This window comes from Paenibacillus sp. CF384 (assembly GCF_900106745.1).
Lineage (GTDB): Bacteria > Bacillota > Bacilli > Paenibacillales > Paenibacillaceae > Paenibacillus_Z.
Genome location: NZ_FNNV01000007.1, coordinates 242,574 through 261,044 on the forward strand (window position 1 = coordinate 242,574; position 18,471 = coordinate 261,044).

Annotated in this window: 18 protein-coding genes; 1 reads left to right on the forward strand and 17 read right to left on the reverse strand. The window is 48.1% G+C overall.

Going from position 1 to position 18,471, the window contains the following annotated elements; genetic code table 11:
• Positions 1 to 50: 50 nt before the first annotated feature.
• The 10 genes from BLW29_RS14220 to BLW29_RS14270 all read right to left on the reverse strand — a co-directional run bounded on the left by BLW29_RS14220 (position 51) and on the right by BLW29_RS14270 (position 9,572).
• On the reverse strand, positions 51 to 1,430 hold the full coding sequence (locus BLW29_RS14220) for a sensor histidine kinase (protein WP_090980558.1): 1,380 nt from the start codon (positions 1,428 to 1,430) through the stop codon (positions 51 to 53).
• Positions 1,427 to 2,110, reverse strand: a complete 684-nt coding sequence (locus tag BLW29_RS14225; protein WP_218147105.1) for a response regulator transcription factor — start codon at positions 2,108 to 2,110, stop codon at positions 1,427 to 1,429. The genes BLW29_RS14220 and BLW29_RS14225 overlap by 4 nt, the downstream gene beginning before the upstream one ends.
• 83 nt (positions 2,111 to 2,193) lie before the next feature.
• On the reverse strand, positions 2,194 to 3,024 hold the full coding sequence (locus tag BLW29_RS14230) for a Cof-type HAD-IIB family hydrolase (RefSeq protein ID WP_090980562.1): 831 nt from the start codon (positions 3,022 to 3,024) through the stop codon (positions 2,194 to 2,196).
• 391 nt (positions 3,025 to 3,415) lie between these two features.
• Entirely contained in the window at positions 3,416 to 3,907 is a 492-nt protein-coding gene (locus BLW29_RS14235) for a DUF5643 domain-containing protein (RefSeq protein WP_256208622.1), read from the reverse strand.
• A 317-nt stretch (positions 3,908 to 4,224) separates the two neighbouring features.
• A complete protein-coding gene (locus tag BLW29_RS14240; RefSeq protein WP_090980566.1) occupies positions 4,225 to 4,605 on the reverse strand; it encodes a hypothetical protein in 381 nt (126 codons plus the stop codon).
• Positions 4,606 to 5,709: 1,104 nt separating this feature from the next.
• Positions 5,710 to 6,672: a hypothetical protein gene (locus BLW29_RS14250; RefSeq protein WP_090980570.1), complete on the reverse strand. Its 963-nt coding sequence runs from the start codon at positions 6,670 to 6,672 to the stop codon at positions 5,710 to 5,712.
• A 167-nt stretch (positions 6,673 to 6,839) separates the two neighbouring features.
• Positions 6,840 to 7,112, reverse strand: coding sequence for a hypothetical protein (locus BLW29_RS14255; RefSeq protein WP_090980572.1), 273 nt, complete (start codon positions 7,110 to 7,112; stop codon positions 6,840 to 6,842).
• A 173-nt stretch (positions 7,113 to 7,285) separates the two neighbouring features.
• Positions 7,286 to 7,765 (reverse strand): 23S rRNA (pseudouridine(1915)-N(3))-methyltransferase RlmH, encoded by a 480-nt coding sequence (rlmH, locus tag BLW29_RS14260; protein ID WP_090980573.1) that lies wholly within the window; start codon positions 7,763 to 7,765, stop codon positions 7,286 to 7,288.
• Positions 7,766 to 7,768: 3 nt separating this feature from the next.
• A complete protein-coding gene (locus tag BLW29_RS14265) occupies positions 7,769 to 7,936 on the reverse strand; it encodes a CxxH/CxxC protein (protein WP_090980575.1) in 168 nt (55 codons plus the stop codon).
• Between the two features lie 229 nt (positions 7,937 to 8,165).
• Entirely contained in the window at positions 8,166 to 9,572 is a 1,407-nt protein-coding gene (locus tag BLW29_RS14270; RefSeq protein WP_090980577.1) for a S1C family serine protease, read from the reverse strand.
• A gap of 261 nt (positions 9,573 to 9,833) precedes the next feature.
• Here BLW29_RS14270 and BLW29_RS14275 point away from each other — a divergent pair, with 261 nt between their 5' ends.
• Entirely contained in the window at positions 9,834 to 10,055 is a 222-nt protein-coding gene (locus BLW29_RS14275; protein WP_090980579.1) for a hypothetical protein, read from the forward strand.
• Here BLW29_RS14275 and BLW29_RS14280 read toward each other — a convergent pair.
• The 7 genes from BLW29_RS14280 to BLW29_RS14310 form a co-directional block, all read right to left on the reverse strand.
• The gene (locus BLW29_RS14280) at positions 10,024 to 10,830 is read right to left on the reverse strand and encodes an MBL fold metallo-hydrolase (RefSeq protein WP_090980581.1); all 807 of its coding nucleotides are present in this window, start codon (positions 10,828 to 10,830) and stop codon (positions 10,024 to 10,026) included. The two genes, BLW29_RS14275 and BLW29_RS14280, sit on opposite strands and share 32 nt — an antisense overlap.
• A gap of 74 nt (positions 10,831 to 10,904) precedes the next feature.
• Positions 10,905 to 11,627 (reverse strand): two-component system regulatory protein YycI, encoded by a 723-nt coding sequence (gene yycI, locus BLW29_RS14285; RefSeq protein ID WP_090980583.1) that lies wholly within the window; start codon positions 11,625 to 11,627, stop codon positions 10,905 to 10,907.
• 55 nt (positions 11,628 to 11,682) lie between these two features.
• On the reverse strand, positions 11,683 to 13,359 hold the full coding sequence (locus BLW29_RS14290) for a YycH family regulatory protein (RefSeq protein ID WP_090980585.1): 1,677 nt from the start codon (positions 13,357 to 13,359) through the stop codon (positions 11,683 to 11,685).
• Positions 13,356 to 15,191 (reverse strand): cell wall metabolism sensor histidine kinase WalK, encoded by a 1,836-nt coding sequence (walK, locus tag BLW29_RS14295; protein ID WP_090980587.1) that lies wholly within the window; start codon positions 15,189 to 15,191, stop codon positions 13,356 to 13,358. Before walK ends, BLW29_RS14290 begins: the two co-directional genes overlap by 4 nt.
• Positions 15,188 to 15,943, reverse strand: coding sequence for a response regulator YycF (yycF, locus tag BLW29_RS14300; RefSeq protein WP_090980589.1), 756 nt, complete (start codon positions 15,941 to 15,943; stop codon positions 15,188 to 15,190). Before yycF ends, walK begins: the two co-directional genes overlap by 4 nt.
• Before the next feature lie 194 nt (positions 15,944 to 16,137).
• Positions 16,138 to 17,643: a M23 family metallopeptidase gene (locus tag BLW29_RS14305; protein ID WP_090980591.1), complete on the reverse strand. Its 1,506-nt coding sequence runs from the start codon at positions 17,641 to 17,643 to the stop codon at positions 16,138 to 16,140.
• 134 nt (positions 17,644 to 17,777) lie between these two features.
• A complete protein-coding gene (locus BLW29_RS14310) occupies positions 17,778 to 18,437 on the reverse strand; it encodes a hypothetical protein (protein ID WP_090980593.1) in 660 nt (219 codons plus the stop codon).
• Between the last annotated feature and the right edge of the window lie 34 nt (positions 18,438 to 18,471).

Sequence of the window (18,471 nt, forward strand, 5' to 3'; positions counted from 1 at the left end):
TGGATGTCTCCAGTTTAGGAAGCGAATATAAATGGCGCATAAATAACAAATTACAATTTGGGAATCGTCACCGTAAAGCTGGTGCCTGCCCCTTGCACGCTGCTCACTTCGATCGTTCCCTCGTGCAGCTGCACAATTCTCTTCACAATGGCCAGCCCCAAGCCTGTTCGACCCGAAGTACGTTCCCGAGCGCGATCGACACGGTAGAACCGATCGAATAGAAAGGGTAAATGCTCGGAAGCAATTCCTTCTCCATTATCCGAAATAACCACCTGGATACGCGACTGCATTTCCTCCGCACGCACTTCGATGCTTCGGCCCAATGGAATATGGTTTACCGCATTGCTCAGCAAGTTTGTCCATACTTGCATCAGAAGCACTTCATCGCCATAAACCGAAATGGATTCCGGGACGGATAGCTTTAGTAATAATTCCTTCCCCTCCAGCTGCCATTGCAACATTTCCACGCCTTGACGGATATGGCCGCGTAAGGAGAAGTGCTTCTTGTTCAGCGCCTCTTCTCCTTGTTCTAGCGTAGAGAGCAGCAACAGCTGTTTGCTCAGCATGGAGAGGTGGCGGCTTTCAGCCTCAACAATTGAAGCGTATTGTTGGCGTTCTTCTTCCGGCAAATCCCCTTGCGCTAATACCTTAGCAAATCCTTGAATGGAGGTAAGCGGCGATTGGATTTCATGCGATACATTGGATACGAATTGCTGGCGTGCCAGATCCACCCTCTCCAGTTCCCGGCTCATCGTCATAAAATGCTCAGCTAGCTGACCAATTTCATCACGTCTTCCCGTCGTTAGACGAAGATTGTAGTTTCCTTGTGCAAGACGTTTGGTCGCTTCGGTTAACCTCGTAATTGGATTGACAATATAGCGAGTGCTCGCCAAGAAGAATACTATGCTGATGATGATGGTTAGCAATCCGACTAATGCAAAGAAGGTACGAAGCTCTCCGAACTGCAGCAGTACATCCGGTCGCATGAACAGAGCGTAAGTCTTTCCCGATGCTTGGATGGGCACGCCTACCGTATTGCTTAAGCGGTTATCGAAGAAGCCCGTGATGAACGGCTTATTGGGAAACTGCGCCACGCCGTGGTAGATGCCACCTCCAAGAACGATCCTGATGTCTTGCTTGTCTAGATTCTGCTCCCGAAAGGTTCTCCCATAGAAACGAGACTCTTCTTGCCCATCCGTCACATAGATCTCGTACCCTAAAGCGGCCGCATTACCAAGATATCGCTCCATACCCTCCGGATCAGATTCAATAAAGTTTTTCATATGCTCGGCAATGGATACAAGCTTCTCATCGTTAAACGGTTTGAGCTTTATATGGTAATAAATATTAGAAGCGATGAATCCCAACACACTGCTGGCTAAGATAACAGCTAATATGATCATAAACACGCGAGAGTACAGACTTTTCATTTGGCCCTCACCGCAATTTTGTAGCCGATGCCTCGAACCGTCTGAATAACAAAATCATCCGCGTAATCGGCAAAACGCTGGCGTAGTCTGTTGATATGTACATTAACCGTGTTGTCGTCTCCTTCATAACCCTGACCCCATACGAGACGGATCAACTCGTCACGGGAAAATAGACGCCCTGGGTACTGGGCCAGCTGAGCCAGCAGCTCAAATTCTTTCATCGGCAGTAAAATAATAGATTGACCGTCGTTCACTTCAACGTTTTTGCGATCTATGGTAATACGATGCATTCGAATGATGTCATTCGCCGCCCGGTTATAGCGGCGGAACAGCGCCTTAACCCGGAAGAGCAGCTCTTCCGGCTCGAATGGCTTGGTCACGTAGTCATCCGTTCCTTTTAGATAGCCTTGTTCTTTATCTGATAGCTGGTCCTTGGCAGTGAGCAAAATAATCGGGATGTCGTAATGCTGCCGGATATGCTCACACAACTCAAACCCGTCCATATGCGGCATCATCACATCTATGATCGCGATATCTATCGTTGAACGTTCCATAACCTTTACCGCCTCGGCCCCGTCGCGAGCTTCATGCACGCTATATCCTTCACGGGTCATGACGTAACGCACCAGCGCTCTAATATTTGGATCATCGTCTGCCAGTAGCAGGTGGTTCAACGTAATAACCTCCCCTTTCAAAAAAATTGGCGTCAAAGTGTAAACGTGTATCATCTAGGTCAAATAATATCATTTGAATTGGATTCATACTACTCTCCCCTTACGTTAGAGTCATCAGTAAGTGATTTCACCACTAATCTATCTAGAGCAACAGCAACACCATCGTTATCATTTGATTCGGTTACGTGGGCTGCACAATTTTTCAGTTCAATTATCGCGTTCTCCATTGCTACAGGAAATCCGCACATTTGAAATAGTCCTAAATCGTTAAAGTCATCGCCGAATACCATCACATTTTCTGACTTCACCCCGATCTCATCAAGCACCCATTGTACGGCTTTTTCTTTTGAAGCTGATTTCTGCATGATTTGAACCAATACTCCTCCATCCGTTGCGATTACGTTCACATAATCACCGAATTGCTCGATAACATCCATCCATGTGCTGTAACCATGAACCAATATTTTGGTTGGGGATAATGAACTAAGAAAATCCTTATCCGCAACCAGGGGTTTAGGGTCATTGGAACGGATACCGAAATGACTAAGTTGCGAGTCAGGAATTGGTGTACGCGTATAGCATGAGTCATTAACCTCGTAATTAATTATCGAATGTGGTGCATGTAACTCGATGAATTCGTTGATCTGTTGGCTAATCTCCATAGGGATACTAATGTGCCCCTGAGTTTGCTTTGACTTGCATATTGTTAGAGCACCATTGTAATAAACCAAATAGTCTGCAAAAGGAAAATTGTTCACAAATTGATTAGCTGCTCTAGGCGGTCGCGCGGTGGCAACAATAATATGAATCCCAGAATCATAACACTTTTTAACCGTCTCATAATTTCGATTTGATATGGATTTGTCACTGCCTAGCAATGTTCCGTCTAAGTCTAATACAATTGCCTTTATGTTCGACATCTGTATCTCTCCTCACAATTAATTCTTCCAACTATAACCTAATTTTAGAAGAGATGACAGACTCAGTATTATCAGTCAACACGACGGTGTTTAAAAAATGAGACCAGGTGTAGTGCACTCCATTAAGTATCTTCATTTAATAATCACAAGCCCGTAAGGCTTTAGGGGTTTAATTTTTTGCCCTACTTATGGGCTCACCGCGCTGTCTGTAACGGCAAGTTCTAGGGCCTTCCTTTTGCGGATGGCCTCTTCGCTAACTTAATATTAAGTGTGCCACAAGCAATCGCCTGAATATGTCAAATGAAACAAAAAAAAAAACCACATCCGTGGTTTTTTTGTTTGTTCTCAATACAAGACCTTCCTTTCTGAACGCTAACGGTGGGAAAGGCAATTACCGCTGACGATCCGGCAACGGTACCTCCATTTCTATCGAGTACGGCTTGCCGTCCGGGCCGCCTGCGACATTATAGGTAAGCTTGAGGGCCTTCGCTTCCGGACTGACAGGCTCGAAAATATAATATTGCTTACTGCCCAACTCTGTCACCTGATCGCCCTGACCGCCGAGTATCTGATAGACGCGCCCCTGCTCATCACGCGTTGCCGACATATCGAAGTCATCCGGATGCACAAATGTGTTTGCTGTATCCTCGGTCTTGGGTCGAAGATGGAAGAATACCTGTGTCGTCACAGGTGTCACGACAACCTTGTCCACAACAAATCCGCGCTGCGCGAGTGTATCTGGCATTTTGGGCTTCTCAATCACAACCGGTTCGGCATTGATTTCCACCGGTACGTCAAAGTGAAATGGCTGTTCAACCCCGGCCACAGTCAGTTTAACCCCAAGCGTGAACTGACTCGGTAACTCCGATTGCAGCAAATTCATGCTCACGAGCACGGAATCCTCTCCAGCTGGCCGCCCATCATTAAGTTCTTTTGTGGTTTGATATTCTTCTGTAATCATCATCGTTGTTGTTCCCCTTGCTATTACTTGTTGTTAAAGAAAAGGGAACGGCGCCTGTTCACTTGTTCCTTACAGTAATCAATATATTATTTTAAAATTTGCTTTTGGGCATTTTCTTTATTTATTTTTAAAAAAACTTTTTTTTAACATCTGCCTATACTTTTCTGATATAATCTTTTACTTCCTTCTTGTACAAATAAAAAATAAGCTGCCGGGAACCGGCAGCCACGCAGTAAAGGTTAGACCATTGGAGGACTCATTGCAGAAATGAGTATAAGCTCATTCTGATTAAAGAGTTGTTCCTCGACTAGGTTTCCGAATTCGTTAAGACCAGTAACAGCCAGTATTACATCAGGTGGGCTAACATTCATTGTATTAAGCTGTACCTCGTAGGTAACATTTCCTGCAATAAAAAACTCCCTTACATCATAAGAGTTGGGGGGAACTACATACGAGAGATGGTATGCGGTATAGAAAATACTGGAGTCAACAGAAGCAAAAATCTCTGCGATTATTGTTGCTGGGTTTGTCATATCTAGATTTCTTGTGCTTATAACGATATTAGTTGAAGCTGTACCAAAGTCTCTAGTATTCGTTACTGGACCAGTAGTATAAGGCATGGCGTCTCACCTCACTTTCTTAGAGGACATGCTCTATTCTATGAAAATAATTTCATACTGCTTGGGCATTGATATAGGCAATAAAATATTTTACATTTTTATGGTAAAATCAATTCCTCTATTCTGGGAAGTTTAAATACAATTGTAGAATCTCATCAAAAGTAAGATTATACTTTGCCCCTAATTCAGATAGCCGTAGCATAAATATTCTTATTTCATTCTCATTAATTTGACTTCCTAACGTGCTAATCAGGAGTTTACACTCATCCATTAAGTCATTATTCATACCCTTCCACCACCCTTGTAATTTTCCTTATATAGTATGATTCGGAAGATAAAGTAGGACTACTTTATCTGAAATTGATGTTTGAGATAAAACAGGGCATCATTGACATGGAGCCTCTGCTGGACATTGTTAGTCATCCCAGCCGCCATCCCCCTTGGTTCGCTACGCTTAGGGTCTGACGGCAGGACAGCCTACAATGTCCGCCTCTCCAAGTAAATGAACCGCTCCGCTTGCCTTGACTTGATACCTGGAGAAAAGCTATTTTGGAATTTAAAAAAATAAATCGTCGTTTTGAAAACATGGCCCGTTAATTTAGATATAATCTAACTGTCTATAGTACATGCTGGCATTTACTGAATTGATACACTAAAGCGAGCTCGCTTACATTATTCGCGAGATTATTTGTTATAGCTTAAATTACATTTCGGGGGCCAGGGGAATTTTTGGAACCGCTCCGGGAGTAGTTTGGGCTATTTGTGTTGCATCACATTACACATTAGTTAGCTACAATTATTGACTTTTCAAAAAAATGGGTTATTTTATGTTCGATAAAGGAGTTGAAATTTATGTTCTACACCAATGACATGGTCTTTGTATCATGCAGAGCTACTAAAAATGAGAAATTTGCTATATACACATTTGTGGATTTAGGGAACTGGGAAAGATATCAGTTCCTTGGGAATCAGCATCTCGCAAAAGATATTCCAGAAAAATCAAAAGTCGTAGCCTCATTTTCTTTATCGAAAAAAGACAACGGGTATACTGTCTTTGTTCATTCGATTACGGAAACTAATGAATAAAAAACAGGAAAGCAAGAGTTATCTTGCTTTCCTGTTTTTGCTTGAATCCGAAAGGACATAGTCAATATACTGTCCTTTTAACATATCGCACTGCCGAAGATAACAATCCTTAAGATAGTCGACTAAATCATAATCCGAAAATGCCTCAATATACTCCTTATATTTTTTCTTACTCTCCCAACTCAAATTACCCCATTCATCTTCATGATTTAATAAATAATACACCATAGCTCGCGTTCTCATATCATCTGCGGCTTTGTAGTCAGGCTTATATACTTTTAATCCACGGAATACGTTATTCTCAGAAAAAGCGTTAAAACTTCTATCCACTGATGCTGCCTGCCCTTTAAGCTTAAATTCTATACGCCACCAATGCTTCTTTGTTTCGAGGTAATCCTTCTCTTCCGTTGAAACGTCTAATGGGTTCTTGATTAACTTTGCTTTTCGTTCCAAAAGTTTGTTGTATATTGTTACCTTGTATTCGGATTCATCAGAACCAATGTTCAACGTCTGAAGCTCCAAACCTCTTCCTCTTATGTACATTCGCTTTTTAGGGTTATTTTCCTCAATAAACTGATGCGCTTCTAGATTAAGTTCTATGTCAAAAGCCAAATCTATTCGGCTTGCAGAAACAAAGCGTAATAATGGCAGTATTTCTTTCTTTAAATATCTTTCTTCTTTTGCAGTTAGTTTATTAGGATTAAAATCTAAACGAAATGGACGAGCGTCCTTAAAATTATTGCTATCCAAAACTTCAAAGTAACATCTATTCTCAAAAATAAAACCTGCCGGTGTTCTAGTTCCATCTCCTTTAATAATTCTGATGTCATGGTTTAGAGATTTACATAATCGAGCAAACTTTTCATCGCCTTTATAATCCCAGTGCCCCAGTAAAGTTAATCTATCAATGCTTATTTTAAATATGCTAGGTTTCTTTTCGCTTTCAAACCGTTCAAGCCACTTCTCAATTCCTGATTTCAAATTACCACACCACTTTAAATTAAAAACTTCTTCGGTAAAAATCTGACCGTAGCCGGCTATTAGAATATGCCGGCTTCAAATCCGGAAACAATATAGTGTTTTTAAGTTGTTTAAGGCGTCCCAATTTATACGGACGCAAACAACTAAAAACACATATAGGTTTCAGCTTAAATCATCTTAAGCACTTGCGTTAAACTATACAGTGCAGCGTAGCCCCTAAAGCCAGGTAAACTTAAAAAACCAACTATAACTAACTGTTCTTTTTGTTCTTCTGATAAATTAATCTTAGCTAGATTTTTTATTTCAGCTAATGTGCACATATCAATAGCTTCTATGTCTGGTTCTACTTCATTTGTAAAATCATAAATTGGCTTTTCGCTGATAATCACATCCTTTTTCAGATACATTCCATACTTATTTGCTTTAATATCCTTGCTCACTTCTCACCTCCTTCAGCAATGTATTTGTAAGTAAGTTTTCTGAATCCTAGCTCACTTTTAAAAAAAGTCAATAAAAAAAGAGAGGCATAGTGCCCCTCTGCTTGATAAGATATGTTACTATCATCTTCAGATGTCCGATGATAAGACAGGAAATTGAATTCTCTGCTTTACCACTACTTGTGATACGTTTCACCGCGGTTAATCTTCACCGCTCGGTACACCTGCTCCAGCAGCACCAACCGCATGAGCTGGTGCGGCAAGGTCATGCGCCCGAAGCTGAGCTTCTGCTGGGCGCGCTTCAGCACGGCGGGCGCGAGGCCGTTGCTCCCGCCAATAACAAAAGCCACGTGGCTTCGCCCATACGTGGCTAAATGATCGAGCTGGCCCGCGAGGTCCTCGCTCGACCATAGCTCCCCGTCCAGCGCCAGCGCGACAACATGCGCGTCTGGCTTAATAACCGCGAGCAAGCGCTCACCCTCGCGCTCGCGAACAATGGCTTCCTCGGCGGCGCTCATCGTCTCGGGCGCCCGCTCGTCCGGCACTTCCGTGAGCGTGAGCTTCACGTACGGGCCAAGACGCTTCGCGTATTCGGCGATGCCGAGCACGAGATATTTTTCTTTCAGCTTCCCAACAGCAGCGATTTGAATATGCACCGGCTACACCACCAAATACTCGGCAATGTGATCGCACAGCTCACAAGTGGCTGGCGCTTCCCATTCCGTGAACTTCGTCGTCACCAAATCCACGATATCCGGTGCATCCTCGTATTCATCCACAAATTTATCAATCGCCAGCTCCACATGCTCTTTACACACACAATACATCTGCCAAATCCCCCAATTGTAGTCTGTATCCAATTACGCCCTTGTCCTATACTTACTCGGTTCCTATCTTGTTGTTCTTCCCCGATTCTCGGCCCTATGCCTTGTTCTTTCCCGCTTCTCCGCCTAATGCCCGGTTATTACCCCATATCCACGCAAAGAGATCAGCTCGTCGTAACGCAAGCCCGCACTTCCGAGCCTGCACGAGCTGATCCGCATCGCGACTATACCGTTATTCTTCCGTCTTCTCCGCCAGCTTAAACGTTGTCGTTTGCTTCTTCCCGTCACGGTAGAAGGTCACTTCAATCTCATCGCCGATCGTCTTCTTGCCGTACAAATATTTGCGCAGTTCCATCGTGCTGCTGATCGACTCATTGTCCAGCTTCACGATGACATCGTTGAACGCAAGACCCGCTTCCTCCGCCGGACCGACCGCCTGCAGCACGATTACGCCCTGCTTCACATCGTCCGGCAGCTTCAGATCGCCTTGCGGTAGCATCACGCCCTCGTCTTCTCCGCCCACAGCAGCACCATCCCCGGAATCAGAACCTTCCGTTGACTGCTCTTGATCCGCGCCGCCTGCACTGCCATCAGCATCGCCATTACCTTGAGCGACAGCCGACTGTTGCGCCATGTACAAGCCCAGATCCATCGTATACACGCCTAAGTAAGGACGCTTCACTTTGCCATACTCCAGCAAGCTTTGCACAATCGGCATCGCAATATGCGAAGGAATCGCAAAACCGACGCCTTCCACTCCGTACTCCGCAATCTTCATGCTATTGATGCCGACCACGTTGCCGTCCAGATCAATCAGCGGACCGCCGCTGTTGCCCTGGTTAATGGATGCGTCAATTTGAATAACTTCCTGTTCCCAGTCGTAGTTGCCGTCTTGGCTAAGCGACACCGGAATAATCCGTTTCGTCTTGCTCACGATGCCCATCGTCAATGAATCGCTGAGTCCAAGCGGATTCCCGATTGCCATAACCCATTGACCGGCGCGCAAGCCTTCGGATTCCCCGAACTCCGCTACCGCATCAATGCCGTCCGCATCGATTTCCAGCACAGCCAGATCCGTAATCGCGTCCGTACCGACAACCTTAGCATTCCGTGTCTCGCCATTGCTCAGCACCGCTTTTACCGCAACCGCATCTTCAATCACGTGATTGTTCGTAATGATATGCGCTTTGCCTTTGACCTTCTCGAAAATAAACCCAGAGCCCAAAGCTGCCTGCTGCAGCGGAGCAGAGTCATCTCCGCCATCAATCCCGGCACCGCCGTCTGATGAACCGCCAGGTGCATCGTTTTCAGGCTGGGCCTGCTCATTAATAATACTTACGACAGCCGGGCGCATCTTCGCCGCGGCCGAAATCGTCTTCTCAAGCGGATCATTGCTCAATCCCACATTCGTCACGCCTGCCACAGCCGATACGGAACTCTCGCCGCGGTCAAAACCTGTAAACATACCAAACACCAGCACGGCAGCCAGCGCACTAACCATCGAAGAAGCTACAGCCACACGCACAGGCGTCCAGCGGATGCCTCTCCCGGGGCGCTTACTAAACGAAACGTCACGGCCCGTTGACCGAATTCGACGCGATACACGTGTTGAATAGAAATCATCATCAAACAAGCTCATCTATAATCGCTCCTCTCGATGTCACCCTGACATCAAGACCATTATTTTACGAATCTAGGAATGATATCGGTAGAACGGTCTACAATAATAATAGGACAAGGTGAAACGGCTATCGCCGTGCTCTTGGCGGCGTGGCGCGTTTCATTCCGGTGAAATATAAGTTTGTATAAGGTGTAACTTATACTTTCTTATATTTCTGGAAGAAACGGCTGCTGCCGCCCGTTACTTGTTAATAAACGAATAGATGAAGGAGCGAATCCCATGAAACCTAGAAGTTCCGCAGCCCTTGACCATCTTACTCTGGTGGCCAAGCTTGCCGACCTCAAAGAGGATCATTACCGCACCCTGCTAACCCTCAGCGCGATGACAGAGCTGCTCTTGGATAAGGGCATTATCACCCAAGACGAGCTTGAACGCAAAATCACTTCGCTCGATTCCGAGCTGGACGAGCTTATCGTCGGCGCACTTCATCCCATGCCGTAGGCCGGTCATGGTACGTTTCTCGTATTGGATGCTCATCCCGTTTGAAGAAGAAGCCGTTGTTCTCCAAAATGCCGTTTACCGTCAGCTTAGCCAGGTCCATCAAATTGTGGTCCAAGCTCAGATGCGCCAGATAAACCCGCTTCGTGCGATCCGTCATCAGCTGGCATAACGCTTCCCCGGCCGCTTCATTGGATAAATGTCCGATATCGCTTAGGATACGCCGCTTAATATTCCACGGGTAACGTCCCATACGCAGCATGTTGACATCATGATTCGACTCTAGCACTAGCACATCGGAATCTTCTATCATCCGTCTTACTTTATCGCTGACATAGCCAAGGTCTGTGGCCAGACTCAGCTTTACATCATCATCTTGGAAAACATACCCCACCGGCTCGGCCGCATCATGCGAAATCGCATACGATGTCGTCCGCATGGCGCCAAACTTCGCGGTTTCACCTGTTTCCATAATGACACGCTGTTCGCTTGTCAGGGTTCCGACATGGCGCTCAAGTGCCCCCCATGTCGCTTCATTCGCATAGATTGGCACATTGTGCTTCCTAGCAAACGCACCAAGCCCTTTTATATGATCGGAATGCTCATGCGTAACGAGAATCGCATCGATTTCATGACCGGCGACACCTCGCTCCCGCATGAGCTCCTCGAGCTTCTTCGCACTTAAACCTGCATCTATAAGCACGGTAGCATCTTCGCACTGCACAATCGTGGCATTTCCTGTCGAACCGCTCCCAAGTACCGTAAATCGAAGTCCCATACTTCCTCTAAACCTGCCCTTTCCCCTGCTCCCCAAACCCGCCGAAGTTTCGACGAGGCACTGCGAAACCACACTTATTCCGTCACGACTTCCCCGCTGATCGCATTCATATAGTACTGACCGCCATCTTCCAGCAGCACGCGCCAAGTCGGCGCCGAAACCTGTGTATTGGAGTCAAAAATCTGTCCGTGATAGCCCAGCTTGATCTCCCCAATGACGGCCCCGTTCTGCAGCTGATTCTCAATTAAGCTTGTCACCACTTTAGTAGCCGACAAAACCGACTGTGAAGTCGAATTCTGTGGCGGCAGCAGCTCGACAAGGTCCTGCCTGTACGCCGTAATTTTCTGATTCCTGTAGTCGTAATAGAGCTCAAGCTTAGCATCGAACATCGGTCGCCCTTCAACCATCCGGTACAGAATGAACTCATCCTCATGAACCGTTCCAAGCGCATAATTCTCAAGCTCCGGAATGATGCCTCCCAGGCTCGCTTGCAGCTCTTTCTCCTCGAAGACGACTTTACTGTCTACCGGTTTCTTCAGTTCATGCCGCTCAGCTTTGCCGAGCTTGGTTTGGATCCGGTAGGTCAAATCCCGCAGCTCAGGGGTTTCCGAAGGAATGCTTGTGCCAAGCTTAATCTTCTTCTCTTCCATAAGCGCCTGCGTTTCCGGCCGCAGATCACTCACATCCGCGCTAGTCCGCAGCCCCTCCCGGATATTAGACCAGAGCTGGTACCCAAGCACGAGATTCAGCAGCAAAAATGCAAAAATCAACACACTTTTCGCCCTGCCCCAGTCCATTCCTTCATCTCCTCAACTACGATCCGAATAAGCTATCGATACGATCCTAGCTCGCTTAGGGTTTCTCCGTAGAACTGCCGACATGATTGCCGACAATACTCGCATTCCCTCCACCGCTAGCCTTATTATCTGCAGCACCTGGCATCCCTGCTATATCATCATCCGCGGGGACGGCGCTGCCGATTCCTGCGCTTGCGTCCGTGACTTCACCGGCAGCATCCGCTCCCACTTCACTTCCACCTTGTCCATCGCTTGCTTTCGTGCCTTCAAGACTGATTAAGCTGCTGATATGTCCGGATATGGGTCCGCCACTCAGCTGTGCAATACCGCTCGAAGCGGCATTATCAACCGGTTCATTCAATCCGCCGCTGGCACCGCCGGTATTGCTCGTCTTCTGTAGCGGCGCACCGCCCGGCTCACCCGGCTTCGGCTTGTAACCGCCGGGAATCGCTTGAAGCAGGTTCTCTTGGGTGCCATCCACGAGACGAACAGCCCAGATAGGCTCTAGCTTCATCACATTCTTCTCGGTTGATATAGCCAGCAGCGCAGGGTAGATCGCAGTTACTTCCAATCTGCGCTTGTAATTCTTAAATGCATTCTCCAGCATGTCGCCGCCAGGCAGCCAGCGGATATCCCGCTGTTGCGCTTTCTTCTGCAGGGTGAGCAGCGAGCGTTCATACTCCGAAACGACACCTTGCTGCAACCGCAGCCTCATGCTGCCGAACATGAATGGCTCCTGCGGGATAATCGGATACGAGCCATAATACTGCTGGAATCGCAGCACCTGCACACTCTCGAATGTACCCGCATGCATGAAGCGATGCATCCCATCCCAGCCGCCATGCTTGTTAATGAACTGAATGGCCGCATAGACGTTCTGACTCTCGTTATCGTCTTGACCTTGTACCGATACAGGGTCCGTAAAGCTGATCCATCGTCCATTCTGCTCCACCTGCAGCCCGCGTTTGCCATCTGTATAGATCTGCGACCCGCCTTGGTCGCTGATTACCCGCGTAACGCCGGGATCAACGAACAAATACCGCTGCATCTGCTCCGTTGAATACGTATCATAACCCACAATCTGCTGCATCGACTCCACAGGTCCATCCGGCGTATAGAGATCATCGCCGACTTTCCTGTAGTTCGTCTGATACTCGCCGTAACCGACATACATCTGTACGTCTTGCGCCGTTAAATCGGCTTTCACCGACTCATAGACAGTCAAGTTATCGCTGCTGAAGAAATACGTTCGGATTTCATCCCGATCACTGCTTTTATAAATCCAGATCCGGTTGACGACATCATCCATAAATGTCGCATCGCCTTCCAGCTTCAATACTTTGCTTAACAGTTCAACGGGAACGCCGCGCCCGAACCGCAGTTCAAGCCCCTCATCGCGATTGCGAATTTCATCCCAATCGACAACGACTGCCACGCTCCGCTGGAAGCCTTTAAACTCACGGCTCTTGATCTTGCCGAAGATCAAGTTATAGAAATTCGAGGCTGGGTACAGAAGCGTATGTTTCCCTTTGCCCAGATGCAGCACCATGTCTTCCGGAAAAATAACGTTCTCGATCTTCTCCTCTTGACCCATAGGCTCGGCCGGTACGTAATCCTGCTGCGGTGCCTTGGTTACACCGAGGCCGGGCATGCTGTATGCAAGCATATAACTTTGAATCAGACTGAGAATAACGAGCGCTGTGAGCAACGCGGTCTTCAGCTTGTCCATCATGCGCTCTCACCTCCGCCGACCTGCACAGGCAGGATGACCGTTACCGTCGTGCCTTCATTAAGCTCGGAATCAAGCGCAATGGAGCCGCCATGTGCCTTCACAATTTCCCGGGCAATGGACAAGCCCAGACCGGTACCGCCCATGTTGCGCGAGCGTGCTTTGTCGACCCGATAGAACCGATCGAAGATTCGGCCAAGATCCCGTTTCGGGATACCGATTCCGGTATCCTTCACGCTAATTGCAATAGATGCCGGCTCAAGTCGGCGTGCCATAATCTCAATGCGTCCACCGTCGAGCGTATATTTAATCGCGTTTGAAACGAGATTATCAAGCACTTGATCAATCTGGTCACGATCGAGCCAGATGGACGTGATTGCATCTTCTACGCGAACCGACGCCTTAATCGTCTTCTTCCGCAGTTGGAAGGAGAACCGGTCAGCCACTTCCTCCAGCATATCCGGCACATTCGTCTGCTGCCGCCGCAAGGGAGCTTGATTGGAATCCAGACGCGAGAGATGCAAGAGGTCCGTAACGAGACGAATCATCCGCTCTGTCTCATTGCGGATAACGCCGACGAATCGCTGACCAAGCTCTCGCTCATCCATCGCGCCATCGTCAAGCGCCTCCGCATAACTCTTAATTGTCGTGAGCGGTGTACGCAGCTCATGCGATACATTCGCTACGAACTCGCGCCGCGATTGCTCAAGCCGCTCCTGCTCCGTGACATCCTGCAGCACCGCAATCGTACCGCTTATGCCTTGATCTCGGCGATGAATCGGCGTCAGCGTCACGCGCATCAGCTCTTCCTCATCACCTTCGGTCTCCAGGTGATAGAGAATAGCCGACGGCTCATTCCCCTTCTGCAATCCCGTAAGCTGCGCTTCGTCCATACCGAACAAGTCGGTCAGGCGAATGCCTTCGCAATCATCCCGGCGCAGCATTTCCTGAGCGCGCCGATTCGTAATAATAACAACGCCGCGTTCATCGGCGGCCACAACCCCGTCGCTCATATTGGCCAGAATCGAAGAAATCTTCTCTTTCTCTTCTTCCGTTGCCGATAGAGCATCGCGCAAGCGCATCGTCATATCGTTAAACACTTCGCTTAGTCGGCCGATCTCGTCATTGCCGAGTACAGGTACCTGCTGATCGAACCGGCCTTCCGCAACGGCCGCAGCCTGGCGGGTCAGTGCTTTAATCGGATTCGTAATCGTATGGGCGAGCAGAATGCCAAGAACGCCTGTCAATCCAAGCGCAAAGAGCATCCCGGACATGAAGATGCGGTTAATCCGATCAACCGTCGAATAGAGCTCCTTCATCGATGCGACCAGATAAATCGCGCCTACCGTTTTCTCCCCGTCTACAATCGGCTTGGCGATAATCTTCTTGCGCAAACCGTCCTCATCGATAATTTCCTCTTCGTTATCGCGAATCCCCTGCAGCGCACGGCTGACAGCCAGCGACGTATTCTTCTTGCCGATATAGGACTGGTGCGACTGCATCGAGGTGGCCAGCACCTTCCCGCTCGCATCCAAGATTTGAATTTCAGCTTCACTAATGCTGAACAAACTGCTGACGAGCACCCTGAGATATTCTTCCGTCGAGTTCTCTTCGGAGGTACCTGTCTTGTCCAACCGGTTAGACAGCGTTTGCGCCGATAATTTCGATAGCAGATTTGCCTGCTCGTTCATGTTGTTCGTAAATGTCGTTGTCAGCGAGGTCTTCATCGTACTGATGAAATAGACGCCGATCAGCTGCATCGCAATGAGAATCAGCAGCACATAAATAATAATCAGTTTAACTTGAATGGTTCGGAAAAACCGTATCCCGTTCATCCGTACCCGAACCCTCCGGATTTCGGATTACGCATCAAGTAACCGAGTCCACGACGGGTCAGAATATATTCCGGCCGGCTTGGATCATCCTCGATCTTTTCCCGAAGTCTCCGAATCGTAACATCCACGGTACGGACATCGCCGAAATACTCAAATCCCCATACGGCCTGCAGCAAATGCTCGCGCGTCATCACCTTCCCGCAGTTGCGGGCCAAATAATAAACGAGCTCATACTCACGATGAGTCAGATCGAGCGGTTCATTGTCTTTATAGACGACATACATATCGGTATCGATAAACAGGTTGAAAATCCCCAGCCCCTGCTTGTCCTCAGCAGCCGCCGAAGCGCCGTTGCCTGCCGAAGCAGCCGCAGACGAAGAAGCATCATTCTTCTGACGCCGCAAATGCGCTTTCACTCGGGCAAGCAGCTCACGTGTACTGAACGGCTTCGTTACATAATCGTCCGCCCCAAGCTCAAGGCCAAGCACCTTATCCAGCTCGGTATCTTTGGCTGTCAGCATAATAATCGGCGTTTGCAGACGCGCGCGTACTTCTCGGCACACGTCCATGCCATCCTTCACGGGCAGCATCAAATCAAGCAATATTAAATCCGGCAGCTCTTCGAACGCGAGCCTTACCGCTTCACCACCGTCGAAGGCGCAAATGACTTGATAGCCTTCCTTCTCGAGGTTGAATTTTATAATGTCCGCAATCGGTTGTTCATCATCTACGACTAATATTTTTCCGTGCATCGCTACACCGCCTGTCGCTTAGCAATCTCCTTCTATTCTACCATAGGAACTGTCTTAGTTCCCAATGAAAGTTCCCTCATATGAGGGGAGAATTGGTCGAATTCCCGCGGATTTTGTGACTTTCCTCTGAACGCAAAAACACTGCCGAGGCCATAATGGCCGAGCAGTGTTCGTATCCTTCGCGATTGCTTCGCTTACAGGTACTTAAGCGGATTTTGCAATGCGCCGTTCTTATGAACCTCAAAGTGCAAATGCGTGCCGAAGGAGTGACCGGTATTACCCATAATGCCGATCCGCTGACCCTTCTCAACCGTCTGACCACGCTTGACGGAAATTTTGCTAAGATGGCCGTAAACTGTTTCATAGCCGTTATGGTGATTGATAATGATACAATTGCCAAGCCCCGGACGTTGACCGGTGAAGCTGACTGTACCATTGTCTGCTGCCATAATGTTCTTGTTCCCTACCATATCAACGCCGCGGTGCAATGTGCCCCAACGCTGACCGAAGCTGCTAGTAAGACGCGCGCCGGTGACCGGCCAGCTGAAGCGGCCGCTGCCTTCGCTTAGCATAACCTTCGTTCCTTTCATCACGATCGCCGGAACGGATGGCTTCAGAACGACTTCACTGATCAGCTCTTCGCTCATCAAGTAACCATTCTGCTTCACTAAGCGGTACACCAATTGCTTCTTCCCACTCTGGCCTTGGCGAATGACCTTCGACTGGCCTGCCTTCATATTGCTGTTCTTCTGAACGACCGTTGCCGGTTCAATGGATTCGGTTTCCGTGACATTCTCGACCGTTTCGACTGTCACTTGCGGCTGAAGCACCGTGAGATCAAGCACGTCTCCGACTTTAATCATGTCATCTTTAATCCATTTGTTACGTTCATAGATGACCTGCGGCGAAATATCGAACTTGTGTGCGATACACCCTACACAGTCACCATCTTGAACCGTATACGAAGTAGGTTTCACAGTTCCTTTGATAAGCTGCAAATACAACTGCTCAGGATCGGCAATGTCCGCCGGCTGCACTTCTGCTTCTTTAGTCGCAACCTTCTCGACAAATTTCACGGATTTCAATGCCGATTTGGACTTCAAGCTGCCGTCAGCGGAGTAGGCTAATGCCGTCACTTCCGCCTTGCCGGCTTTCACTGTCGGCGAATATTTACCTTCTACCCGCTTGAGCAGCGCAGTAGCCGTAGCCTTGTCCTTCACAACGCCGACTCGCTTGCCGTCTACAACGAGCTCTACGCCCGTAGCATGTGAAGCAATCAGCCCTTCAAGCTTCTGCAAAGTCGCCGATGAATCGGGTTTCGCATTGTAAGCGCTTTTATCGCTGTATGTGATCGTACCTGCGTCAAGCACCATATGTATGCCTGCGTTTTTCTCCTGAATTTGTTTCTCTTTGTTGCTAATCCACTCTTCAACCTGGGTCTCTGAGCCTACTTCTCCGATCAGCTTGCCATTATGATAAACTTCGACATAATCTACGGTGTGTGCTTGTACATAATGACTGCCGCTGAAGCCTGCAATCGTCAATAAAGCTACTGCGCTTACCGCTAGAAATAACGGTTTCTTGCTCAGTAATCGGTGCTTCGTATTGCCTTGCGTGCTATTTGGGTTGACGGTCCGAAAAGTCTGTCGGAACGAGTTCCATACCTTCCGGATGCGACCCCTCTCATTAAAAAAGGCCATGATCGTCTCCTTTTCGCGTTATGGTCCATAACTTTGTTGGGATCGGACAATGTAAAACATACATTGCCAGGGTACGAATTCTACTTTATCATAACGCTGCATTACGATTCAACCAAACGACCCTTGGCTTGACATTAATATTTGCTCAGAATTGCCAGCATTGCGTCGTATTCTGTCCGATCTAGGTATTGCGCCATGAGCTGCTGGACCTGGGTCATTTCCCCGTCTGTCAGCCCATCCTCCATCAGCTTCGATATGTTCTGCCATGCGTCCTGCGGGAGCTTCGTCAAGGTATCGAACAGCTTCTCCTTATCGGAATCGCTGATTTGCGATTTCGCTGCATTAATCTCATCGGTCGACATAGCAACCTCGTCATCCGATTTAGAAGCAACGCCACTGCCTGCTTTCGTCCCGGTCCCGCCTCCGATATCGCTAAGTTCACCGCTCGGAGTCTGCTCGAACGCATCGACCGAAGCCGGTGAATCGCTATCCGTTGACGTCGAATCATCGTTCTTATCTGCACTGCTTCCTGTTTTCGCATCTGCATCTTTATCCTTCGATGAAGAATCCGTATCCACTGTGTTTCCTTTCTGCTTCACGACGGGGTCCGCTCCCCATAGCCCGCCCCATACGCCGTTCAGTGCAAAAGGCTTCTGTTCGAGCGGCACATTAAACTGCTTCAGCAGCGTCTCGACATAGCTGTTCACGATATAGCCTGTCGTCCAGATTGATAGAAAACTGATCAGCAGTCCCGCCGCGATCGTTTTCGCCAGCCACCCTGTCATTTTCCACATGATTATCACCCTCCTATGCAAGGGCATTTTCGCC